At 63.5% G+C, this 22,045-nt stretch carries 21 protein-coding genes; 15 read left to right on the top strand and 6 right to left on the bottom strand.

The annotated features are described in order from the left end of the window. The 7 genes from JQ632_RS00005 to JQ632_RS00035 form a co-directional block, all read left to right on the top strand. Positions 1-1,882: beta strand repeat-containing protein (locus JQ632_RS00005; protein WP_409363456.1), on the top strand; the 1,882-nt coding region annotated here is incomplete at its 5' end. A gap of 18 nt (positions 1,883-1,900) precedes the next feature. Beyond that, the gene (locus tag JQ632_RS00010) at positions 1,901-3,586 is read left to right on the top strand and encodes a ShlB/FhaC/HecB family hemolysin secretion/activation protein (protein ID WP_212400172.1); all 1,686 of its coding nucleotides are present in this window, start codon (positions 1,901-1,903) and stop codon (positions 3,584-3,586) included. Positions 3,587-3,866: 280 nt separating this feature from the next. Beyond that, entirely contained in the window at positions 3,867-4,817 is a 951-nt protein-coding gene (locus tag JQ632_RS00015) for a PDR/VanB family oxidoreductase (protein WP_212400173.1), read from the top strand. Positions 4,818-4,835: 18 nt separating this feature from the next. Next, positions 4,836-6,176, top strand: a complete 1,341-nt coding sequence (locus JQ632_RS00020) for an aromatic ring-hydroxylating dioxygenase subunit alpha (RefSeq protein WP_212400174.1) — start codon at positions 4,836-4,838, stop codon at positions 6,174-6,176. Next, positions 6,173-6,649: an aromatic-ring-hydroxylating dioxygenase subunit beta gene (locus JQ632_RS00025; protein ID WP_212400175.1), complete on the top strand. Its 477-nt coding sequence runs from the start codon at positions 6,173-6,175 to the stop codon at positions 6,647-6,649. Before JQ632_RS00020 ends, JQ632_RS00025 begins: the two co-directional genes overlap by 4 nt. Positions 6,650-6,656: 7 nt before the next feature. Next, entirely contained in the window at positions 6,657-8,273 is a 1,617-nt protein-coding gene (locus JQ632_RS00030; protein ID WP_212400176.1) for an ATP-dependent acyl-CoA ligase, read from the top strand. Positions 8,274-8,275: 2 nt separating this feature from the next. Beyond that, the gene (locus tag JQ632_RS00035) at positions 8,276-9,004 is read left to right on the top strand and encodes an SDR family NAD(P)-dependent oxidoreductase (protein ID WP_212400177.1); all 729 of its coding nucleotides are present in this window, start codon (positions 8,276-8,278) and stop codon (positions 9,002-9,004) included. Here the strand turns inward: JQ632_RS00035 and JQ632_RS00040 are convergent. The 4 genes from JQ632_RS00040 to JQ632_RS00055 form a co-directional block, all read right to left on the bottom strand. Continuing rightward, entirely contained in the window at positions 9,001-9,483 is a 483-nt protein-coding gene (locus JQ632_RS00040) for a MarR family winged helix-turn-helix transcriptional regulator (protein WP_212400178.1), read from the bottom strand. The genes JQ632_RS00035 and JQ632_RS00040 overlap by 4 nt on opposite strands. Next, a complete protein-coding gene (locus tag JQ632_RS00045) occupies positions 9,483-9,977 on the bottom strand; it encodes a MarR family winged helix-turn-helix transcriptional regulator (RefSeq protein ID WP_212400179.1) in 495 nt (164 codons plus the stop codon). Before JQ632_RS00045 ends, JQ632_RS00040 begins: the two co-directional genes overlap by 1 nt. Positions 9,978-10,131: 154 nt before the next feature. After that, positions 10,132-11,694, bottom strand: coding sequence for an indolepyruvate oxidoreductase subunit beta family protein (locus JQ632_RS00050; RefSeq protein WP_212400180.1), 1,563 nt, complete (start codon positions 11,692-11,694; stop codon positions 10,132-10,134). Next, on the bottom strand, positions 11,691-13,850 hold the full coding sequence (locus JQ632_RS00055) for an indolepyruvate ferredoxin oxidoreductase subunit alpha (RefSeq protein ID WP_212400181.1): 2,160 nt from the start codon (positions 13,848-13,850) through the stop codon (positions 11,691-11,693). The genes JQ632_RS00050 and JQ632_RS00055 overlap by 4 nt, the downstream gene beginning before the upstream one ends. A 124-nt stretch (positions 13,851-13,974) precedes the next feature. Here JQ632_RS00055 and JQ632_RS00060 point away from each other — a divergent pair, with 124 nt between their 5' ends. The 7 genes from JQ632_RS00060 (at position 13,975) to JQ632_RS00090 (ending at position 19,865) form a co-directional block, all read left to right on the top strand. Next, a complete protein-coding gene (locus JQ632_RS00060) occupies positions 13,975-14,991 on the top strand; it encodes a carbon-nitrogen hydrolase family protein (RefSeq protein ID WP_212400182.1) in 1,017 nt (338 codons plus the stop codon). Positions 14,992-15,007: 16 nt separating this feature from the next. After that, on the top strand, positions 15,008-16,114 hold the full coding sequence (locus JQ632_RS00065) for a cupin domain-containing protein (protein WP_212400183.1): 1,107 nt from the start codon (positions 15,008-15,010) through the stop codon (positions 16,112-16,114). Between the two features lie 46 nt (positions 16,115-16,160). Next, the gene (locus tag JQ632_RS00070) at positions 16,161-17,069 is read left to right on the top strand and encodes a fumarylacetoacetate hydrolase family protein (protein ID WP_212400184.1); all 909 of its coding nucleotides are present in this window, start codon (positions 16,161-16,163) and stop codon (positions 17,067-17,069) included. Next, a complete protein-coding gene (locus JQ632_RS00075; RefSeq protein ID WP_212400185.1) occupies positions 17,069-17,506 on the top strand; it encodes a thioesterase family protein in 438 nt (145 codons plus the stop codon). The genes JQ632_RS00070 and JQ632_RS00075 overlap by 1 nt, the downstream gene beginning before the upstream one ends. Next, entirely contained in the window at positions 17,503-18,204 is a 702-nt protein-coding gene (locus tag JQ632_RS00080) for a hypothetical protein (RefSeq protein WP_212400186.1), read from the top strand. Before JQ632_RS00075 ends, JQ632_RS00080 begins: the two co-directional genes overlap by 4 nt. 52 nt (positions 18,205-18,256) lie before the next feature. Next, on the top strand, positions 18,257-18,793 hold the full coding sequence (locus JQ632_RS00085; protein ID WP_212400187.1) for an REP-associated tyrosine transposase: 537 nt from the start codon (positions 18,257-18,259) through the stop codon (positions 18,791-18,793). A gap of 133 nt (positions 18,794-18,926) precedes the next feature. Further along, on the top strand, positions 18,927-19,865 hold the full coding sequence (locus tag JQ632_RS00090) for a hypothetical protein (protein WP_212400188.1): 939 nt from the start codon (positions 18,927-18,929) through the stop codon (positions 19,863-19,865). A gap of 117 nt (positions 19,866-19,982) precedes the next feature. Here the strand turns inward: JQ632_RS00090 and JQ632_RS00095 are convergent, their stop codons facing one another. Then, entirely contained in the window at positions 19,983-20,672 is a 690-nt protein-coding gene (locus JQ632_RS00095; protein WP_212400189.1) for an L-2-amino-thiazoline-4-carboxylic acid hydrolase, read from the bottom strand. Between the two features lie 42 nt (positions 20,673-20,714). Continuing rightward, entirely contained in the window at positions 20,715-21,101 is a 387-nt protein-coding gene (locus JQ632_RS00100; protein ID WP_212400190.1) for a RidA family protein, read from the bottom strand. A 140-nt stretch (positions 21,102-21,241) separates the two neighbouring features. Between JQ632_RS00100 and JQ632_RS00105 the strand changes: the two genes are divergently transcribed. After that, positions 21,242-21,859, top strand: coding sequence for a LysR family transcriptional regulator (locus JQ632_RS00105; RefSeq protein ID WP_212400191.1), 618 nt, complete (start codon positions 21,242-21,244; stop codon positions 21,857-21,859). Positions 21,860-22,045: the final 186 nt, after the last annotated feature.

The raw sequence follows: 22,045 nt of genomic DNA on the forward strand, positions 1-22,045 counted from the left end.
TTCGGCCACGCTCGTCGCCGCCACGAGCATCAGCGGCAACACGCTGTCGACGGCGACCGGCGCCGGCGCGCTCACCGCGAGCGGTGCGGTCAACTGGAACTCTCTTGATATCGCCAAGGCACTCGGGATCACCTCGAGCCAGGGCAGCATCGTCCTCAAGACGGCGCAGAGCGGCGGCACGCAGACGATCCACGCCCATCAGGACGTGACGTTCAACGCACTGACCGCGACCGGCGTGACCGGCGATGCCGGCGGCATCAACGTCAATGCCGACACCGGCTTCATCCTGGCGCAGACGGTGGCCTCGGGTGGGGTCACCACGCAAGGTTCGGTCGCGGCCCACGGCTCGGCGACACTGGTGGCCGCCACGACCATCACCGGCAACACGCTGTCGGCAGCGACCGGCGCCGGCTCGCTCACCGCGAGCGGTGCGGTCAACTGGAACACGCTTGATGTCGCGAGGGCGCTCGGCATCACCTCGAGCCAGGACAGCATCACCCTCAAGACGGCGCAGAGCGGCGGCACGCAGACGATCCACGCCCATCAGAACGTGACGTTCAACGCACTGACCGCGACCGGCGTGACCGGCGATGCAGGCAGCATCAACGTCAACGCCAACACCGGCTTCCTGCTGGCGCAGACGGTGACCTCGGGCGGCGTGACCACGCTAGGTTCGGTCGACGCCCACGGCTCCGTGAGCCTGATCGCGGCGACCTCCAACACCGGCCACAACCTGACGGTGGCCACCGGCAATGCGCTGCTCCAGGGCCAAATCGTCCGCTGGGATAACCTCCAGGTCGCGGGCACGCTCGGCATCACCGCGACGACCGGCGGGATCACGCTCGGCACGGCCGTCAGCGGTGGCACGCAGTCGCTCCAGGCCCATGGCGACATCGTCTTCAGCCAGCTCACCACCAACGGCATCCCGGGTGATGCCGGCGACATCAACCTGCGCTCCGACGCCGGCTCGATCCGCGGCGGATCACTGTCGGCGAACGGCGACACGCACTTCGAATCGGCTGGATCGATCGCGCTCGACCGCATTCGCGGCAACACCGTCAAGCTGGCATCGCCCGGCGACCTGACCATCGGCTTCGTCAGCGTGGTCAAGGAGCTGGACCTCGCGGCCAACACGATCAACGTCAAGGGCGAGCAGATCAAATCCAACCCGTCGATCCCGCTGATCATGAACATCACCGGCTACAACGGCGGGACCGCGACGACGGCCAACGTCTTCATCGACCCGGACGCGATCATCATCAACCAGTTCCGGGTAGTGGACGCGAACTTCATCACCGACGCGCCGGCCGTCAGCATCGTGAACGGCTACGTGCCCGGCCAGCTGATGCTGACCACGGCAACTCAGCAAGTGCTGCTGAACAACCGCTCGCCGGCGCCGTCGGCCTGGCCGACTTTGCAGCTCTACCAGCCCGGTGGCGTGTTCACGATGAGCCAGATCGGCAACGCCAACATCAGCAACAGCTATGTCGTGTTCTACACCGGCGACATCTCGGCCACCGTCACCAATTACGGGTCGTCGCACACCTGCTGCAACGCCTATACGGGCGCCAGCATGCTGCGCAACGTGTCGATCGACGGCGAGGGCACCGAGACCATCGATACCTGGCTGGCGCAGAAGGGCGGGGCAGGGACGTTCTACCTGCTCGGCCTCTCCGGCCATGCGCGGCTGGACGCGCTGCTGACGCCGCGGCCGGTCGAGGCGATCGGCGCGGGCCCCGCCGTCAACGTCGAAGGCCTCAGCGACATGCGCAAGCTACGGCGTCATCAGCCGGGCCAGCGCGCCGGTCGTGCGGGTTGGAAGGACGCGGCCGTGACCGGAGCGGCGAAGCCAGACCTCGGCCATTTCGCCGAGGCCAGGTAACGGGATCGAGTAACGACGATGCGGGGGCTTGGGGCAGCGCTGGGGATCGGATTTGCAGTTTCCTGCATCGTCCCGGCGCGCGCGCAGATCCAGCAGATCAATCCCGGCGTGATCCAGAACGACATCGACCGCCAGCGCCAGCAGCTCGAGCAGCGCAGCGCGCCACCGAAGATCCAGGGTCCTGCGGTGATCGGCGGCGAGCGGGAAAAGGCGCCGCTCTTGAAGCCCGGCGGACCCAAATTCAAGCTGCGCAAGGTCGAGTTCGACACCTCGAAGTTCATCACGCCGGCGGAGCTCGACGAGATCGCGAAGAAATATGTCGGCAAGGACGCCGACATCGCGACGCTGCTCCAGCTGGTCGCAGACATCAATGCCATCTATACCGAGCGCGGCATCGTCACGGCGATTGCGACCTTGCCGGAGCAGGATGCCAAGGACGGCGTCGTTCGCGTCAAGCTCACCGAAGGGCGTCTCGAGAAGATGGCCGTCACGGGCAATCAGCAGACCCGCACCGACTACATCCTCCAGCGGGTGAAGGAACCCGTCGGCGAGGTGCTCGACGTTCCCAAGCTCAATCGGGACGTGATCTGGTTCAACCGGACCAATGACGTGCAGATCAAGGCGCTGTTACAGCCGGGAACGAATTTTGGCCTGACCGACCTGCAATTCGCGGTCATCGAGCCGCCGGTCGATACCTGGCAGCTCTTCGTGGACAATCAGGGCGTCCAGAATACCGGCCGGTGGGAAGGCGGCATGTTCTACAAGCGCCACGGCCTGTTCGGCGTCGACGACCGTCTGACCTTCTATGGCGTACGGTCGGACGGCAACCTCAACGGCAACGTCGCCTACAGCATCCCGGTGAATCCGTGGGGCGGGCGCGTCGGCGTCAGCTACACGCAGGGCCAGATCAAGATCATCCAGGGGCCGTTCGTCGCACTCGACGTCACCGGACGCTCGAGCCAGGCTTCGGTCAATTTCAGCCAGCCGGTCTGGGTGACCCAGAACTGGATGCTGCTGCTCAACGCCGCCCAGACCGAAGGCAAGACGATCAGCCGCTTCGTCGACGTCGCCACCACCAACGACCACTATGACAAGGCAACCGGCGGCTTCGCTCTGAGCCGCTTCGGCGACAACTATTCCGTGACCGTCTCGCCTGCCGTGAACTACATCGAATGGCACGACCACGTGCTGGGCAACAACCGCACCTTCAACACCTATACCGGCACGATGATCGCGTCGGCGGCCGGCGGGCCGCCCAACTTCAGCGTCAATTTTTTGGCGAGCTGGCAGTACACGCAGGAAAAACTGTTGCCGGGCGACCAGATCTTTTCGATCGGCGGGCCGACCACCGTGCGCGGCTATCCGACCAACGCGGTCGCGGGCGACAGCGGCTATTATGTCAACGCCGAGCTGCACTACAACTGGTCGAACTGGCTCAGGGGCTTTGATACCTACGTCTTCGCCGATTGGGGCGCGGTCTATTCGACGTTCCCCGGCATCGTCGAACTGGCCTCGGTGGGCACCGGCTTCTCCTTTACCTACGCGCCGTCGATGACCTTCGAGGCGAGCTACGCGACGCCGTTGAAGTACGCTCTCTCGACCCAGCGCCACTACGAGGCCTATGCGCGATTCATCTTCCGCCCGCTGTTGATGTTCCAGAAGCCCGACAGCCCCGACAGCGATCCCGGCAAGCGGAAGTCGTAGGGCGCTTCCACGCACGCCGCTGTCATCGCCCGCGAAGGCGGGCGATCCAGTATTCCAGAGACGGCGACGAATACGGAGAAGCTGCGGCGTACTGGATGCCCCGCCTGCGCGGGGCATGACGGCGGTAGTTGGGGCGCCGTCCTTCCGCAACGACTTCGCTCGTTCCGAGCCCATCTTCCCACGCCGGCTGCGCTCGACCCCGGCCTTCCCCCCAGGCCGATTGACAACGAATTATTACATGTCTAAAAATATGCAAATTCATATAACTCGAGATGCCTGAATGGACGCGCATCCGCTGAGACTCAAGGTGCAGTCGGTCGCTGCGGAGACACCGTTCATTCGGAGCCTTGTGTTCGGCGTGGACGGCGGAAGCGTCCCTGAGTGGCAGGCTGGTGCGCATATCCGCGTGTCGCTTCCGAGCGGGGGCGACCGGCCTTACTCCTTGATGGCCCTGCCGGATTTGCCCGAGGGGACGTTGGCGCTCGGCGTACTGCGTGAGCAACAGAGTACCGGCGGCTCCCAGTTCATGCATGCGCTCAAGGTCGGCGACGTCGTCACCGCGACGGGACCAGTCAACAATTTTGGTTTGCACGAGGACCGTTCGCCGGCGCTGCTGTTCGCCGGCGGAATCGGCATCACGCCGATCCTGTCGATGGCGGCGAAGCTGAAGGCGCAGGGCATTCCTTACCGGGTGCACTACGCCGGCCGGACGGAAGGACTGTTGGCCTTCCTGCCGCAGTTGCAGACGATTTGCGCGGAGAGTCTGTCCGTCCACTACGACAGCGACGACTCCCGGCTTGATATCGCGGCAGCGCTTGGCGATGCGCCCGCAGGCGCGCACGTCTACGCCTGTGGTCCCGCAGGCATGATCGATGCGGTGAAGGCGGCCGCGCTCGCCCGGGGTATTCCTGCGGATCGGATCCATTATGAGCTCTTCAAGGCGGAGCAGCCGTCTTCGCCCGACAAGCCCTTTGAGGTCGAGCTTAAATCGACCGGACAGGTGGTCACTGTTGCGGCCGGCCAGAGCATCATCCAGGCGCTGGAAGCGGCGGGGCTCGACGTTCTCTACGACTGCCAGCGCGGCGACTGCGGCATCTGCCAGTGCGGCGTGATCGAAGGGGTGCCTGACCATCGCGACGTCATCCTCAGCGACGACGAGAAGGCATCGAACAAGGTGATGCAGATCTGCGTGTCGCGCGCGAAGTCGGAACGGCTGGTGCTGGATCTCTAAGGGGAGGTGAGGGACACCATGGCAAGATACGGACAGAATGCCGGCGCGATTCAAGCGCTGGTGCGCGAGGCCGAAGTTCACCGCGACGTCTATGTCGATCCCGAGGTTTTTGATCTCGAGATGGAGCATCTGTTCCCGAACAGCTGGATCTATGTCGGACATGCGAGCCAGCTGTCGAAGCCCGGCGACTTCATCACCGCCAACATCGGCCGCCAGCCGGTGATGGCAAGCCGCCACATCGACGGCTCGATCCACGTCTTCTATAACCGCTGTCCGCACAAGGGCGTGAAGATCGCCTCCGAGCCCTGCGGCCACACCGGAAAGTTCTTCCGTTGCCCCTATCACGCCTGGTCGTTCAAGACCGACGGCTCGCTGCTCGCGATCCCCCTGAAGAAAGGCTATGAGGGCACCGGCTTTGGCGATGCGAAGGCCAATGAGGGGCTGTCGAGGATCAAGAACGTCAAAATCTACCGAGACTTCATCTTCGCGCGGCTGAACGACACCGGCGTGTCCTTCGAGGATTATTTTGGCGAGAGCCTGTCGACCATCGACAACATGGTGGACCGTTCGCCGGAGGGGAAGCTCGCCGTGATGGCGGCACCGATCCGCTACATGCACACCTGCAATTGGAAGATGCTGGTCGAGAACCAGACCGACACCTGCCATCCCATGGTCGCGCATGAGAGCTCGGCCGGCACCGCAGTGAAGGTCTGGAAGTGCGAGCAGGGCGATGCCACGGAAACGCCGATGGCGGTGCAGCTCTACGGGCCCTTCATGAGCCCGTACGAGTTCTACGAGCAGAGTGGCATCCGGATCTGGCCGAACGGCCACGGCCATACCGGCGTCGCCAACTCGATCCATTCGAACTATTCGGATGTCGAAGGCTATCTCGGCCAGATGGTCGCGGCCTACGGTGAACAGCGGGCGCACGAGATCCTCGGCGAAGTCCGGCACAACACCGTCTATTTCCCGAACATCATGGTGAAGGGTGCCGTGCAGATCTTGCGCAACTTCATCCCGATCGCGGTGGACAAGACGCTGGTCGAGAGCTGGGTCTATCGGCTCGTTGGCGCGCCCGACAAGCTATACGAGCGCGCGCTGATGTACAACCGCTTCATCAACGCGCCGACCTCGATCGTCGGCCACGACGATCTCGAAATGTACGAGCGCGCGCAGGAAGGGCTGAAGTCCAACGGCAACCAATGGGTCAATCTGCAGCGTCTCTATGAGGACGGCGAGGAGGCCGATGCGACCGCTGTCATCAACGGCACCTCCGAGCGCCAGATGCGGAACCAGTTTCATGCCTGGGCCAAGTTCATGACCATGGACATGGACAAGCAGGTCGAGGCCGCGGAATGATCACGGAGAAGACGATCACCGACTTCATCTACCGGGAGGCCGAACTTCTCGATACGATGCAATGGCAGGCTTGGCTCGACCTGTTCCATGCGGAGGGACGCTACTGGATGCCGATGGAGTGGCAGCAGCAGGATCCGGTGCTCCAGCCGTCGCTGATGTACGAGGACCTGTTGCTGCTCAAGGTGCGGGTCGAACGCCTGGCCGGCGAACGCACCTTCAGCCAGAAGCCGAAGAGCCGCTGCCACCATCTGCTCCAGGCCCCGCAGATCGTTGCCTGCGACCCGGCGGCCGGCGTTTTCAAGGCGAAGACGTCCTACATCTACACGGAGACGCGCGGCGATTTGCTGGAGCGGTTTTCGGGATGGGCGTCCCACGATCTGGTTCAGGTCGGCGATAGCCTGAAGATCAAGCTCAAGCGCGTCGATCTCGTCAATTTCGACGCGCCGTTCGGCAACATCCAGCTTTTCATGTGAGCAGACCTTGACCGCTGCGACGACGGTATTCGCCCGCTTTCGTGACACCGCGCTGCGCCGGGGCGCGGCCGGCTTCTTCAACGTGCTGCCGGAAACGGCTGGCATCTACGGCATCGCGGCTGGCGAGATTTCTTATGCCGCCATGCTTGACCGCGTCGAGCGCCGGCGCGCGGCATTCGCAGGCCGCGGCTACGGCGAAGGCCACCGGGTTGGGCTGCTGCTCCAGAACCGCCCCGAGTTCATCGAGCTCTGGTTCGCGCTGAACGCGCTCGGCGTCTCCGTCGTGCCGATCAATCCGGATTTGCGGATGAGCGAGCTCGAATACATCATCGCCCATTCCGAGATGAGCGCAGCCTTCGTGCTCGCCGAGCGGCGTGAAGAAGTCGCGACCGCAGCCCGTCAGGCCGGCCGGCCGATTCCGGTCGTGTCCGAGGCCGACGACATTCCCGCGCCCTTCGGCGGTCCGCGGCCGGCAAGCGCCGGTAACAGCGCGACCGAATGCGCACTGCTCTACACCTCGGGGACCACAGGGCAGCCTAAGGGCTGCGTGCTCACCAACGAATACTTTCTGCATTCCGGAAACTGGTATCGCGACGCCGGCGGGCTGATCGGCCTGAAACCTGACAGCGAGCGGATGATCACGCCGCTGCCGCTGTTCCACATGAATGCGATGGCGGTGTCGCTGATGGCGATGCTCTCGGTCGGCGGCAGCCTGACCATGCTCGACCGCTTCCATCCGCGCACCTGGTGGCAGTCGGTGCGCGACAGCCGCGCCACCTGCCTGCATTATCTCGGCGTCATGCCGTCGATGCTGATGAGCGCGCCTGCCTCTGAGCAGGATCGCGCGCACACCGTCCGCTTCGGCTTCGGCGCCGGCGTCGACAAGCTCCTGCACGCGCCGTTCGAGGAACGTTTCGGCTTTCCGCTGCTGGAGGCCTGGGCGATGACCGAGACCGGCAGCGGCGGCGTGATCGCCGCCAATGTCGAGCCGCGCAAGGTCGGCACCTCCTGTTTTGGCCGCCCGGCACCCGAGGTGGACGTTCGTATTGTCGATGACGGCGGGAATGAAGCAGCGGTGGGAGCACCGGGCGAGCTTCTGGTGCGTCGCGCGGGCGCAAACCCCCGGTACGGTTTCTTTCGGGAATATCTGAAGAACCGGGAAGCCACCGACGAGGCGTGGGCCGGCGGCTGGCTGCACACCGGCGATATCGTCTCGCGCGATGCGGATGGTGATCTTCACTTCGTCGATCGCAAGAAGAACGTCATCCGCCGCTCCGGCGAGAACATTGCCGCTGTCGAGGTCGAGTCCGTGCTCAATCGCCATCCCGCGATCCGGCAGGCCGCAGTGGCCGCCACGCCCGACCAGGTGCGTGGCGACGAGGTCGCGGCCGTCATCATCGCCGAGCAGGCGGGCGCGGATCGCGCGCTCGCCGAAGACATCGTGCGCTGGAGCCTGGAGCAAATGGCCTATTACAAGGCGCCGGGCTGGATCGCCTTCGTCGATCGCCTGCCGCTGACCGCAACGGAAAAGATCCAGCGCGGCGGCTTGAAGGATTTTGTCGCCAAACTGATGCGCGAGGGCGCCTTCTTCGATTTGCGTGATCTCAAGAAGCGGCAGGTCTGATCATGAGCGACATCTACACCACGCTCATCACCGGGGGCAATTCCGGCATCGGCGAAGCGCTTGCCAAGCGGTTGGTCGAGAAGGGCCAGCGCGTCGTCTCGGTCGGGCTGGAGAAGCCGGACTGGACGCACGACTTGCTCTCGGCCTATCGCGCGGATCTGACCAGCATCGAGGAGACCCGCACGATCGCGCAAAAAATCTGCCGCGACCATGCGATCGACCGCATCGTGCACAATGCCGGCGTCATCCTGCCGAACCTGCTGCCCGACGCAAAGCCTGAGGACATTTTGACGCTGGCGCAATTGCATCTGGGCGCGCCGATGCTTTTGACCCAGGCCGCGCTGGAGGGCATGAAGTCGCGCCGCTTCGGCCGCATCGTGTTCGTCTCGTCGCGCGCGGCGATGGGGGCTGCGACGCGTTCGGCCTATTCGGCGACCAAGGCCGGCGTGCACGGGCTGGCGCGGACCTGGGCGCTCGAACTGGCGTCCGGCGGAATCACCGTGAACGTGGTCGCACCCGGCCCGATCCTCACCGACAATTTTTGGGGCATCATCCCAAAAGGCTCGGAGCGGCAGGAGCAGATGGCGCGCAACGTGCCGGTCGGACGGCTCGGCTCGCGCGAGGACGTCGCGCACGCCATCGAATTCTTCCTCGACGCGCGGTCCGACTTCGTGACGGGCCAGGTGCTCTATGTCTGCGGCGGCACAAGCCTGGTCGGGCTGGGGCCTTAAATCTGGTTTTGCCGGATGTTTTGCACCATCTTGGCCAGCACGCGCGCGCAGATTTCGATCTCGTCGGGGTCGATGCCCTCGGTCAGTCGGTCGTAGTTGTTTTCCATGATCGGCCAGATCTTGCGCAATAGCGCTTCACCGTCGGGCGTCAGCGCCACGACGCGGCGGCGCTGGTCCTCCTCCGCGATCTCGCGCTTGACGAGGCCCGCGGACACCATCGATTCGACCATGCGGCTCGCCGTCGACTGCTCGGTGACGGCAAGCACGGCGACCTCGTTGACCGTCAGCGTCTTGTAGATGAACAAAACCGACAGCGTCCGGAACACGACATTGTTGATGTTGTGCTCGCTGAGGTCACGGTTCTGGTCGAGATTCCAGCGATTGGCGAGGCGATTGAACAGATAGGGGATGTAGCTCTGCAACTGGTCCTTGGTCCGCGGCGGACCGGACTTCCATTTGCCCTTGGATTCCTTGGCCATTATTTTCTGCGACTCTGCTTCTTGGTCTCGGTGCGAATTTTCTGGGACAGCGACCGCAACACGCCGAGTGCGGTATCGAGCTCCGGGGCCGGGATATTTTCCAGCCGCTTGCTGAGATGCCTCTTGTGAATGTCGGCAGCTTTCCGGAACAGCGTCGCGCCCTTCGGCGTCAGGCGGACGATGAAGGAGCGGCGGTCCTCGCTCGACATCGCCTTGCTGATGAGGTCGTCGGCGAGAAGCCGCTGCACCAGCCCGGAGACGTTACCCCCGGAGACTTTCAAATTCTGCGACAGCTGCCCGAGCGCGAGCCCCTCCGGATAGCGGTCGAGCTGCGCCAGCACGTCGAACTTTGCCAGCGACAGGCCGAACTCCGAGCTCAGCATGGAATTGAGCGAGGCAAAAATCTCGCCATGCAGCGACAGCAATTGCAGCCAGAGCCGGGTCTCGATCTGGCCCTGGACGGGAACGATGTTGTCTTTGAGTGCTGCAGGCATTGCATGACCAATCGCGGACAAGACGTCTCGTCAAGAGGGTGGGGAGGCAGTTGTCGGAATTATCGCTCCGATGAACGGACCGGGAATCGCAGTCGGGATCGCCGATCCTGACGTTGTTCGCCGTATCAGGCAATCCTGGGCGATCCCGGCCGCATCACGCAAACGTCTTGATGGTCTGGATGACACCGTCGAGCTCCTTGCCGGGGCCGTCCTTCAGCGCGGCCTCGCGCAGGCGGCGGGCCCAGTCGGCGGCATCGTCGCGCCGCTCCACCAGCTTGATCGCGGCCAGCGTCTTGTCGAATTTGGAAAGCCCCCGGCTATGGGTATCGGAATAGCCTTTCACCAGCCGCCGGCATTGCAGGATCTCGACGCCGAGCTGGTAGTTGGTGCGAACAGCCTCCGTCGCGGCCTTCAGCCATGCGTCCCGATGCGCCGTCTCGACGGCATGGCGCAGCGAGCGGCGGCGCATGCCGCGCATCCCGCCCACGACATAAAGCATCAGGAACCAGGGCAGCGAATAGGTCCGCACCCTCCGTCCTTTGTTGACCCGGCGATCGAGCCAGCCGAGCAGGCGGGGCCTTGCGCCAAGCCAGCGGCCAAAGCCGGCCGGCAGCATGCCCATCACCTCCTCCATGCGGGGATGCATGAACTCGGTGGTCTGCAGCACCTGGCCCTCTGACAGCTCCAGCTCGCCCTCGATCCTGACACGGCGGCTGGCGCGCGTCTTGAGATCGGCGACGCGGATCACGTCGTCATAGGTCATGGCGTTGGCAAGATACTTTGCCGCCGCCTGCGTAAAGGCAAAGCTCTTGCTGTCGCCGCCGGCATTCCGATCGGCGGCGTGCAGCGCGCCGAGGATGTCGAGATATTCGCCGCCATACGCGACGTCCTGGAAATCGACCACCTTCTTCAGTCCGGCCCGCGCCATGGCCGTCGCAGGCTCCGGCAGTTCCTTCAGCCGCGCGACGAGCCCGGCCAGTCGGGCGTCCGGGGCCACAGGGGAGGGCGCCACCTTGGACGGCGGGGATGCGGGCGCAGCCGCATCGTCAAAGGACCTCGTCTGCACCCGATCAAAAGCCGCCTCAAACGTCCCGATGCTCGCCTTCGCGCCCTTCTCGCCGGCTTTGATCACGTCGAGATAGCTCTCTCGGCTGAACGGCAGCACGCCGGCGCCTGCGAGCGCACCGAACATCGCGGCCGAGATCACGCTGCCATGCGCGATCGCCAGCGCGTTCAAATCGAAGATGATCTCGGTCTTGGCGGCAACCCCGATCGCGCCTGACACGGCACCCTTGTCGGCGATACCATTGCCCGGCGCGATCTTTTCTCCGATCGCAAAGGAGCGATGGTTGGAGGCGATCAGCGTGGTGCGGTCCGGCGTCACCAGGCCGCGCAGGATCGAGCGGCCGGCCTCCATGAACTCTGCGGCCATCACGACATCGACGTCGCCGGGGGTCGGCATCAGCGACAGGATCGGCTTGCGGCCGTCGAGCGGCGGCATCGCCTCGATGTAGTAGATGGTGGCGCCGGTGCGCTGGGCGACGCCGGGCACCGAGGTGGACTGCGCGACCCAGCCGTGGTTCTCCGCGAGCTGCACGATCCAGTCGGTCAAGACACCGCCGCCCTGGCCGCCCATCGCGACGATCGCGATCGAGATCGGCCGCTCGGTTGCGTCTCCAGCGGCAGGCAGCGCCAGTCTGACGGTTTCGTCTCTCATGCCAGCGCCTCGAGCGCGGGACGGCGGCGATCACGCCGCCGCTGCAGCCAGCCGATCACGGCCATGGCGACCTTGGATTTGAACTTGTCCCAGCCGGTCGGATTGTGAATGACGTCGGCGCGATAGAAGGACGGGCAGAGCACGGCGGCTTCAGCGACCTCGCCGCAATTGCCGCAGCCGACGCAGGAATTGTCGATGGCCGCAACAGGATCGTCGCGCAGGGGATCGTCGAGCTGCTTGACGGACAGGGAAGGGCAGCCCGAGAGCCGGATGCAGGCATGGTCGCCGGTGCAGACGTCCTCGTCGACGCCAAAACGCTCCTTGACGATCCGCGCGCCGTCCTTGATCGCCTTTGATATCTGCGGCTTCACGCGGCGCTGCTTGTTCAGCATGCATTCGGAGGAGGCGACGATGACCTTTGGGCCTTCCTCCTTCGTGGTCAGCGCTTCCTTCAGCGTGTCGCGCATCTTGCCGACATCGTAGGTGCGGTCGAGCTGCCGCACCCATTGGCCGCCGATGCCCTTCACCGCCTGGACGATCGAGTTGTTGGTGTTGCGCCGCTTGTTGACCGCGCGCGAGGACAGGATGTCCTGACCGCCGGTCGCGGAGGTGTAGTAATTGTCGACGATGACGAACACGCCGTCATGCTTGTTGAAGACGGCGTTGCCGATGCCGCTGGTCAGCCCGTTGTGCCAGAAGCCGCCGTCGCCCATCACGGCGATCGAGCGCTTGTCGGCCTTGACGTTGAAGGCCGAGGTCGAGGCCGGACCAAGACCAAAGCCCATGGTCGTCGCGCCGATGTTGAAGGGCGGCAGGATCGAGAACAGATGGCAGCCGATGTCTGCCGAGACATGATGCTGGCCGAGTTCTTCTTCGACGAGCTTCATCGCGGCAAAGATCGGCCGCTCCGGGCAGCCGGTGCAGAGGCCGGGTGGACGCGCCGGCACGACCTGCTTGAGTTTTTCGACCGCGGGATGATTGAGCGTAGGGGCTGCGTCCGGCGCCGGCGGCCGGTTGCCGAGCAGCCGCGGCTCGGTCTTGTCAAGAAATTCCCTGATGCCGCCGAGCAGCACCTGCGCGGTGTAGTCGCCGCCCATCGGCAGCACGTCCTTGCCGTGGACGCGCGCATTGATGTCCCTGCGCCGCAGCACGGTGTTGATCGCCTGCTCCAGATATTCCGGCTGGCCTTCCTCGACGATCAGCACCGCGTCCTTGCCGACACAGAACTCCGCGACCTCGGTGTCGATCACGGGGTAGGTGACGTTCATGATGTAGAGCGGCACCTGCGTATTCGCGTAGGCATCCGACAGTCCCAGATATTGCAGCGCGCGGATGACGTTGTTGTACATCCCGCCCTGCATGATGATGCCGACCTTGCCGTCATCAGGTCCCATCCATTCATTGAGCTTGTGGTCGCGGATGAAGCCGATCGCCGCGGGCATGCGCGTCTTGATCTTCTCCTGCTCGTGTTCATAAGCCGCCGGCGGCAGGACGATGCGGTTGACGTCGCGCTTGGGATTGTTGAGCGCGTCCTTGATGGTGTGCGCCGGCTTGACGTTGTCCTTGCAGGCAAAGCTGCCGTGCATGTGGCAGGCGCGAACACGCACCTCCAGCATCACGGGCGTATTGGAGAACTCCGAGAGCTCAAAGCCCTTCTCGATTAGGTTGACGATGCATTCATGGTCGGGACGGGGATCGAGCAGCCACATCTGCGACTTCATCGCAAATGCATGGGTGCGCTCCTGCATGATGGAGGAGCCTTCGCCATAATCCTCGCCGACGATGATCATGGTGCCGCCGGTGACGCCGCCCGAGGCGAGGTTGGCGAGCGCGTCGGAGGCGACGTTGGTGCCGACCGTCGACTTCCAGGCGACCGCGCCACGCAGGGGATACATCACCGAGGCCGACAGCATCGCCGCGGCAGCCGCTTCATTGGCAGAACTCTGGAACACCACGCCGAGGTCGTCGAGCACGTCCTTGGCATCCGCAAGCACGTCCATGAGATGGGAGATCGGCGAGCCCTGGTAGCCGCCGACATAGGCGACACCGGATTGCAGCAGGGCCTTGGTGATGGCGAGGATGCCTTCACCGCGAAAGGTGTCGCCGTCGCCGAGCCGAAGATCCTCGACTTCGCGAGCGAAGGAACGTTCAGCCATTGCACCCTCCAGAAATATGCGTTAGCATACGTTTACATGTGAAGTAAGTCAACGCCGGGCCATGGTCAGTCTAGCGGATATCTGATCCCGCGGGCGGTCGTGCCGGAGCGACAGGGTGGGCCGAATGCTGAAGCTGCCGCGCTTTAAAGCCGCCGCCGTCCAGGCCTCTCCCGTCTATCTCGATGCGAGCGCGACCGCCGACAAGGCCGCTTCACTGGTGCGTGAAGCAGCACGCAACGGCGCAAGGCTCGTCGCGTTCCCCGAGGTCTTCGTTCCCGGCTATCCCTATTGGAACTGGATCACCGATCCCGTCACGGGAAGTGCGTGGTTCGAGAAGCTCGCCAAGGCCTCTGTCCTCGTTCCGGGGCCGGAGGTGGATGTCGTCCGCAAGGCGGCGCGCGATTCCGGCTGTTACGTCGTGCTCGGCGTCAACGAGCGCAGCCCGGTGTCGCTGGGTGCGATCTACAACACGCTTGTGTTCATCGGGCCGGACGGTGCGCTGATCGGCAAGCACCGCAAGCTGGTGCCGACCTGGGCCGAGAAGCTGACCTGGACCGGCGGTGACGGCTCGAGCCTGCGCGTCTATGATACCGAGATCGGGCGCCTCGGAGGCCTGGCCTGCGGCGAGAACACCAACACGCTGGCGCGGTTTGCGCTGCTGGGGCAGGGCGAGCTGGTGCACGTCGCAAGCTACATCTCGCTTCCCGTCGCGCCGCCCGACTACGACATGGCGGAGGCGATCAAGTTGCGCGCGATTGCCCACTCCTTCGAAGGCAAGATCTTTACGGTGGTCTCCTGCTCGACCGTGTCGGAGGAGATCATCACGGCGATGGAGGCTGTCGTGCCGGATGCACGTGCGCGGCTGCAGCGGAAATCCAGCGCCTTCTCCGGCATCATCGGGCCCGATGGCCGGGTCGTCGGCGAGTCCCTGATCGACGACGAAGGCATCGTCTATGCCGAGATCGACCTCGAACGTTGCATCCAGCCGAAGCAGATGCACGACATCGTCGGCCACTATAATCGCTTCGACGTTTTTGATTTGCGGGTCAACCGGCGTCCCCTGGCGCCGCTGGACCTCGCAGGCGGTGAGGGCGCTGCCGCGGAGCAGGGCTTCATGCCGATCCCACTGAGATCGGAATAGGACTTTGGAGGACAGGATGCGCGAGAACGTGATCGGCCGGGCCAATGTCGAGGACACACCGGAACTCAAAGCCTACTACAAGGATCTCGAAAAATACGAGGCCGGCGCGCTCTGGACCGTCGCCAACAAGATCGAACCGTGGGCGCCGCAATCGGCGTCCGTTCCCGTGCTCTGGCGCTACAACGATCTGCGCGAGCACGTGCTGCGCTCCGTCGTGCTGGTCTCGCCGGAGAAGGCGGGCCGTCGCGTGATCTATCTCAACAATCCCGGCCGCCGTGATGTCTCGGCTGCCGTCGGCTGGCTCTATTCGGGCCTGCAGGTGATGCACCCCGGCGAGGTCGCCACCGCGCATGCGCATTCGGCGTCCGCCTTGCGCTTCATCATGGAAGGATCCGGTGCCTACACCATCGTCGACGGCCACAAGATGACGCTGGGCGCGCGCGATTTCGTGCTGACGCCGAACGGCACCTGGCACGAGCATGGCGTCGAGGCCGACGGCTCGGTCTGCATCTGGCAGGACGGCCTCGACATTCCCCTGGTCAATGCGCTCGAAGCCAATTTCTTCGTCGTGCATCCAAAAGTCCAGCAGGAGGAATCCGGCTATCCCGTCGACGACATGACCAAGACCTGGGGCAATCCCGGTCTGCGGCCGGCCGACTCCAGATGGTCAAAAGGCTATTCGCCCATGTTCAAATATGAGTGGGAGCCGACCTACGATTCCCTGCGCAAGTATGGCGCCGCGACCGACGGATCACGCTATGACGGCGTCCTCATGAATTACGTCAACCCGATCACCGGCGGGCACGTGATGCAGACGATCGGCGCCAGCATGCAGTTGTTGCGGCCGGGCGAGCGTACCAAGTCGCACCGCCACACCGGCAGCTTCATTTACCAGGTCGCCAAGGGCCGCGGCTATTCCGTCATCGGCGGCAAACGCTTCGAGTGGCAGGAGCGCGACATTTTTTGCGTGCCGTCCTGGGCTTGGCACGAGCATGGCAATCTCTCTGACAGCGAGGATGCCTGCCTGTTCTGCTTCAACGATCTGCCCGTGATCGAAGGCCTCGGTCTCTACCGGGAAGAGGCCTATGGCGACAATGCCGGCCACCAGCCGGTCGCCGCCTGACGCGTTCACCAACAGAATTCAACCGAAAGAGTCGGATCAAACCTCCATGCGCCTTGTCACCTATACTTTGGGCTCCAGCGGTGCGCGCCTCGGCGCGCTCGTCAACGGATTGGTCGTCGATGTCGAGCACCTCGGTGCGTCCAGCGGCGCGACATGGCCGAGCGACATGCTGTCGTTCATCGACAACAGTGTGACCCTGTTGCCGGCGCTGAGGGATGCTCTGGAGGATGCGAATGGGCGCTTCCCGGCCGGCTCCGCCGTTGCCGTCGAGGACGTCAAGCTGCAGGCCCCAATTCCGCGTCCGCGGAAAAACATCTTTGGCATCGGGCTGAATTACCGCGCCCATGTCGCTGAGTCAGCCAAGAGCCTCGATACCAGCAAGGACCTGCCGAAGCAGCCGGTTGTGTTCTCCAAGCCACCGACCTCGGTGATCGGCCCCGGCGCCGCCATCCAGCACAACGCGAAGATGACCCAGCAGCTCGACTGGGAGGTCGAGCTCGCCGTCATCGTCGGCAAGACCGCAACGCGCATCGCAACCGACAAGGCGATGGATCACGTGTTCGGCTATTCGGTCATGATCGACATTTCCGCGCGCGACAATCGCCGCGCCGGCCAGTGGATTTTTTCCAAGGGTATGGACACCTATGCGCCGTTCGGCCCATGCATCGTGACCGCGGACGAGATCCCAAATCCGCATGATCTGCGGCTGTGGCTGACCAAGAACGGTGTCATGAAGCAGGACTCCAACACCAAGTACATGATCTTCGACATCCCGGTGTTGATCGCCGACATCTCCTCCGGCATGACGCTCGAACCCGGCGATATCATCGCGACCGGAACGCCCGAAGGCGTCGGCGCCGGCATGAGCCCGCAGGAATGGCTGTGGCCGGGCGACGTGGTCGAGGCCGGCGTCGACGGTGTCGGCGTCATCAGGCATCCGGTTGTCGCGATCTGATGACGAGGTTCTCGTTCGATCGCGAGCTGCGGTTCGGGGACTGCGATCCTTCGGGCATCGCCTATTTCCCGTCCTACCTCAACATCCTCAACGGTGTCGTCGAGGAGTTTTGGGCAGGAATCGGATTCCCCTGGCCTGAGCTCATCACGGTCCGCAAGATCGGGACGCCCACGGTGCACCTCTCCTGCGATTTCTCCCGGCCGTCGCTGTTCGGCGATCGCCTGACGTTCGCCTTGCGCATCGGCAAGGTCGGCCGTGCGTCGCTGCATCTGGCGCACGTCGTGTCGGGCGCAGACGGCGTGCGCTGGAAGGCGCGCCAGGTTTTGGCCGCGACATCGCTCGTCGATCACCATGCCATCCCCTGGCCCGACGACATCCGCACTGCGCTGATGGCGCACCTGCACGTGGAGAAGGGAGCGGAGGCGATGTCCTCATGATCTCCTTCTTCATGACCTTCTCCGATCCGGCCGGCGCGCGCCGGATCAGCCCCGGCGATCTTGACGCAGCCGCGGCCATGATCGGATCGGTCCCGCGCATGACCGAAGGCTTGCTGTTCACACCGCTGGAGCATCCGGTCGAGCATCCCTACAGGGCCGATGGCGCCGGGCCGGCCTTCGCCGTCCAATTGCGCTTTCCGGACCTCTTCGCCTGCGAAGCAGCGCTCGACCGCGGCGGAGTTATCGCTGTCCTCGCGGCGGGCGGAGGCCTGCCAAGCCTCGCCGGACTCGACGTCACGCACCAGACCATGGTGACGCGGTCGTTTTCCGTCGATGTCTCCGAGCATCCCGAGGGCACGACGAGCCCGTGCAGCTACCTCGTCCACTATCCCGGCCCGCCCGAGGATCTGAACGCGTGGCATCTGCACTATCTGGAGCACCATCCAAGGATCATGCGGACCTTCCCGAACGTCCGTCAGGTCGAGATCTATTCGGGCATCGACTGGGTCGATCGCCTGCCGTCCCGGCGGGAGGCTCACATGCAGCGCAACAAGCTGGTGTTCGACAGCCCCGCCGCACTCTCGCACGCCCTGACCTCAGACGTGATCCAACGCATGCGCGCAGACTTCGTCCAGTTCCCGCCGTTCAAGGGCGGCAACAAGCATTTTCCGATGCTGACGAGAACGGTGCGGCCGTAGGATGGGTTGAGCTCTTCGCGAAACCCATCGCAACTTGTGCTACGATGTTATCATGACATCGTATCGTCGCAACTTCGTCCCCGGCGGAAGCGTCTTCTTCACCGTCAACCTGGCGGAGCGAAGACGATCGTTGCTGACGATGCATGTCGAATTGTTGCGTTCAGTGTTCCGCGAGACGCATCGCCGTCATCCCTTCACGATCGACGCCATCGTCATCCTGCCGGATCATCTTCATACCGTGTTGACGATGCCTGACGGGGACGCGGATTTCGCGACGCGTTGGCGGCTGATCAAATCGGCTTTTTCCCGCGGCATGGCGCGCAGCGAACGGGTCTCGGCGAGCCGCGCGGCCAAGGGCGAGCGCGGCATCTGGCAGCGCCGCAATTGGGAGCACACCATTCGAGACGAGAACGATTTCGCGCGGCACGTCGACTATGTCCACATCAATCCCGTCAAGCACGGATTGGTGAAGCAGGTCTGCGAGTGGAAGCATTCGTCGTTCCATCGGCATGTCGAGGACGGGATCTACCCGGTGGATTGGGCCGGCGATCCGTCGGATGACGGTAGTGACTATGGCGAAAGGCGATAAAGTGATGGGTTTCGCAAGGGCTCAACCCATCCTACGGGCTGCTCCCTGTCGCTCAACGACTGGGCCCCCTTGAGCTTGTAATATGCTAATTTGAGCCGGCACGATCCCGCGTTCTCAGCCTGGACGTTGCACAGTGACCGATGGTCGTCACCCGGCATGGACCGAGGAAAGCCGCTTCCGCGGCGCCATCGACGATGTGATTATCATCCCACTTGTTGTTGTCGCGCTCGCCGCAAGCAAGACCCTCCGTTTCGTTCTTTCGATCTTGATCCGGATGCTCGACTACGCCTTCCCGTTAGCAATGCAGATTGTCTGGCTTCCGCTCTTTGCGGCCAAGGTTCTTGGCGATGTGATCGTTACCGTCATAAACGGCGCGTTGCGCATCCTTCCCCTATCCGAGGCGAAACGTCGACAGTGGAGTAGATCGATTCGCCGGAACTGGTTGTGGTTCCGGCGGAAGATCAGCTATCGCGCGTTCGAACAAGCTGTACATGATGCCTTTGAAGGCGGCATGGCATGGGTGTTTAGGAGGTGCCGGTATCTTACGCCGAACACCGCATTGCTCGTCATCCTGTGCGCAGTACTTTGGCTGCCGATCTCTTTCGGGGCTGCAACGGCGATGCACGCGGTATTGTTTGCCAAGGTCGCATCCTGGCCAGCATGGATGCAACTCTTGCATCCGCTCGCAACGGTCATCGCGAAGAGCAAGCTTTTGGTGCTACCGGTCTACCCGGCTGCCTGGCCGCAGGCCAAAAAACATCCATTCGTTCAATTCGTTTTCAAGGGCTACGAAACCATCAAGTGCGTGTATGTCATCAGAAAAGTCGGCTTTCGCTATCGGCAGGCAGAGATCGCCGGAATCGCGGCGGTTGAGCGGCTCGAGCGCACGGCCGGCCTCACATCGGCGGTGAGGTGGCTGCGCGAGGCGCATGTCGCCGAACATTTCGGCGTCGAAAAGCCCACTCAGGAATTGCGTTCATTCTTCGCGCGATGGTCAATCAAGTTCTCAGCCGAATACTACGAAGCGAAGGAACGGCAAGCCTCGGGCGTCCCATCATCAAACAGCTCGTAGGATGGGTAGAGCGTAGCGAAACCCATCAATAATAATGCACACGGCACAGCAGCGCTGCTTATGTGATCACGCTGATGGGTTTCGCAAGAGCTCAACCCATCCTACGGCTTCATCGTCCTAGTCCGACACAAGCTGCGAGAATCGGAAATTGCAGTGGCTTGCGCCGCCGGCCAACGTTTGCGTCCTTTCCAGACGAATGCCGCGCGTTGCGTAGGCGTCGAAATCGAGCCCACAAATGTTCGGCAGGATTTCTTTATCTCCATGACGAGCCGCGAATTTGCAGAAGCCGCATGCCTTGTAGTTGATCCCGAATTCAAAATTGTCACCCGGGCCCGGTTCGACGAAATTGTAGACGAAATCTCCCGGAAACTCCTTCTGGTGGCTTTCTGTAGCGCTTTTGGCCGCCTGCGCGCGTAGCAAAGCCTGGTTCTCCGACGACATGAATTGACGCCCCGCGGCGAGACGTTCGGCCTCTGATACGGTGAGCAATTGCGCCTTGTAGGTTTCCCGCTCGATGTCGCCGATCACGGGCAGCGGAACGCCGTGTCGCCGGAGCACCCGGCTGATGGCCATGAAGCCCATGAGACGCATGAAGAAATCGCTCATGCGACTTGCCGCGCCTCCGACATAGGGCATTTGGGTGAGGACGATTTCAGATTCGTCCATCACCTCCTGCCTGATCCCGTCAATATCGGTGAGATGCGCGCGCTCGCGCAACATCGCTTCGGCGAGGTCGAGTCGCTCACGCATGGCGGCCTCCATGGCGCCGCGATGCCGTTCGTAGAAGGGATGGACGGTCTCAGCCATGGGACACCTGAATTGGCTTGTTGGAAAATCGGTGAAGCTGTGTCACTCCGCGGCGATCGCCTCGATCTCCAGCAGCCATTTGCTGTCAACGGTCTCGGCGACCATGACCGTCAGCGCCGGCTGATGGTCCCCGAGCATTTTGCGACGAATGGCGCGGTTGGTCACGACTTGATTCCGGTCGGTCAGGAACGTGGTGACCTTGACCAGATGCTCGACGCGGAGACCAGCGGTGGCGAGCACCTCCGTGACGTTGCGCCAGGCCTGCTCGCACTGCGCCTCAAAACCCTCGGGCACGGTGCCGTCGGATCTCTCGGGCACCTGGCCGCTGATGAACAACAGGCGGCGGTGCTGCGTCAATTCAAGTCCCATGCAATAGCCGCCGGCGGGAGGGTGGACCGTTGCGGGATTGTGGCTGACGATGTGAACCATTTCGGTGCGTCTCCTGCTCGACAAATTTGCGGGCTGACCGTATCCGGCAGCATCGCAGCCGCGCAAAGCATCTTTGCTGCGGCTCAGCGCAAGAAAATCTATTGCAAGGCCGCGGCCTATCGGTGTCAAACTGCGGCGCGATGACCTACACCCTTCCTCCGCTCAACGCGCTCCGCGCTTTTGAGGCCGCCGCGCGGCATCTTAGCTTCAAGCTGGCCGCGCACGAGCTGCACGTGACGCCTGCCGCCGTGGGGCAGCAGGTGAAGGCGCTGGAAGCGCGCCTCGGCGTGCCGCTGTTCGAGCGGCTGCATAAGCAGCTGATCCTGACCGCAGCCGGTCAGGCCTATCTGCCCGGGGTCTCCGAAGGCTTTCGACAGATCGCGGAGGCGACCTCGCAATTGAAGCCGGCAGGTAGCGTGCTGCTCCAACTGGGCGTTCATGCCAGCTTCGACCTGCGCCGCCTCGATCTGGCGGGGTTTCGCAGCGCGCATGTGGAGATCGGTTTGCGCGTGCTGCAGCCCGCCGGTTTGCACGAGCTGGTCGAGGGCAAGGTCGACCTGCTGATAGCCCGCGGTGTTGGCCACCATCCGGGCTATCGCTGCGACCGGGTCAATGCGGGATCAGGTCTGGGTGATTGGCTGATTGCGCCTGAGGGCACCGCGGATTGCCCTGAAATCGTCAGCTTCCGCGAATGGCTGCGCGCGCTGTTGGCCGAGAAGCCGCTCGCAACCCAGCGCCGTCCGCGGCTGGTCGGGTAGCGGACATTGGCTGCGATGATGGCAATATACACCTGATTTGCCCGACGGGTCAAGCGAAATTCGTAAAATACGAAGATGCCTGCCGGCACCCGTCGGCTACTGTGCATGGGGTTGTTTTCGATGTTTTGGTCGGGCGACCGACATCCTCGGGCGAAGCCCGTCATCCTGAGGTGTGAGCCATGCGGC

The sequence above is a fragment of the Bradyrhizobium liaoningense genome (genome assembly GCF_018130955.1).
GTDB classification, from domain to species: Bacteria; Pseudomonadota; Alphaproteobacteria; order Rhizobiales; family Xanthobacteraceae; genus Bradyrhizobium; species Bradyrhizobium liaoningense_C.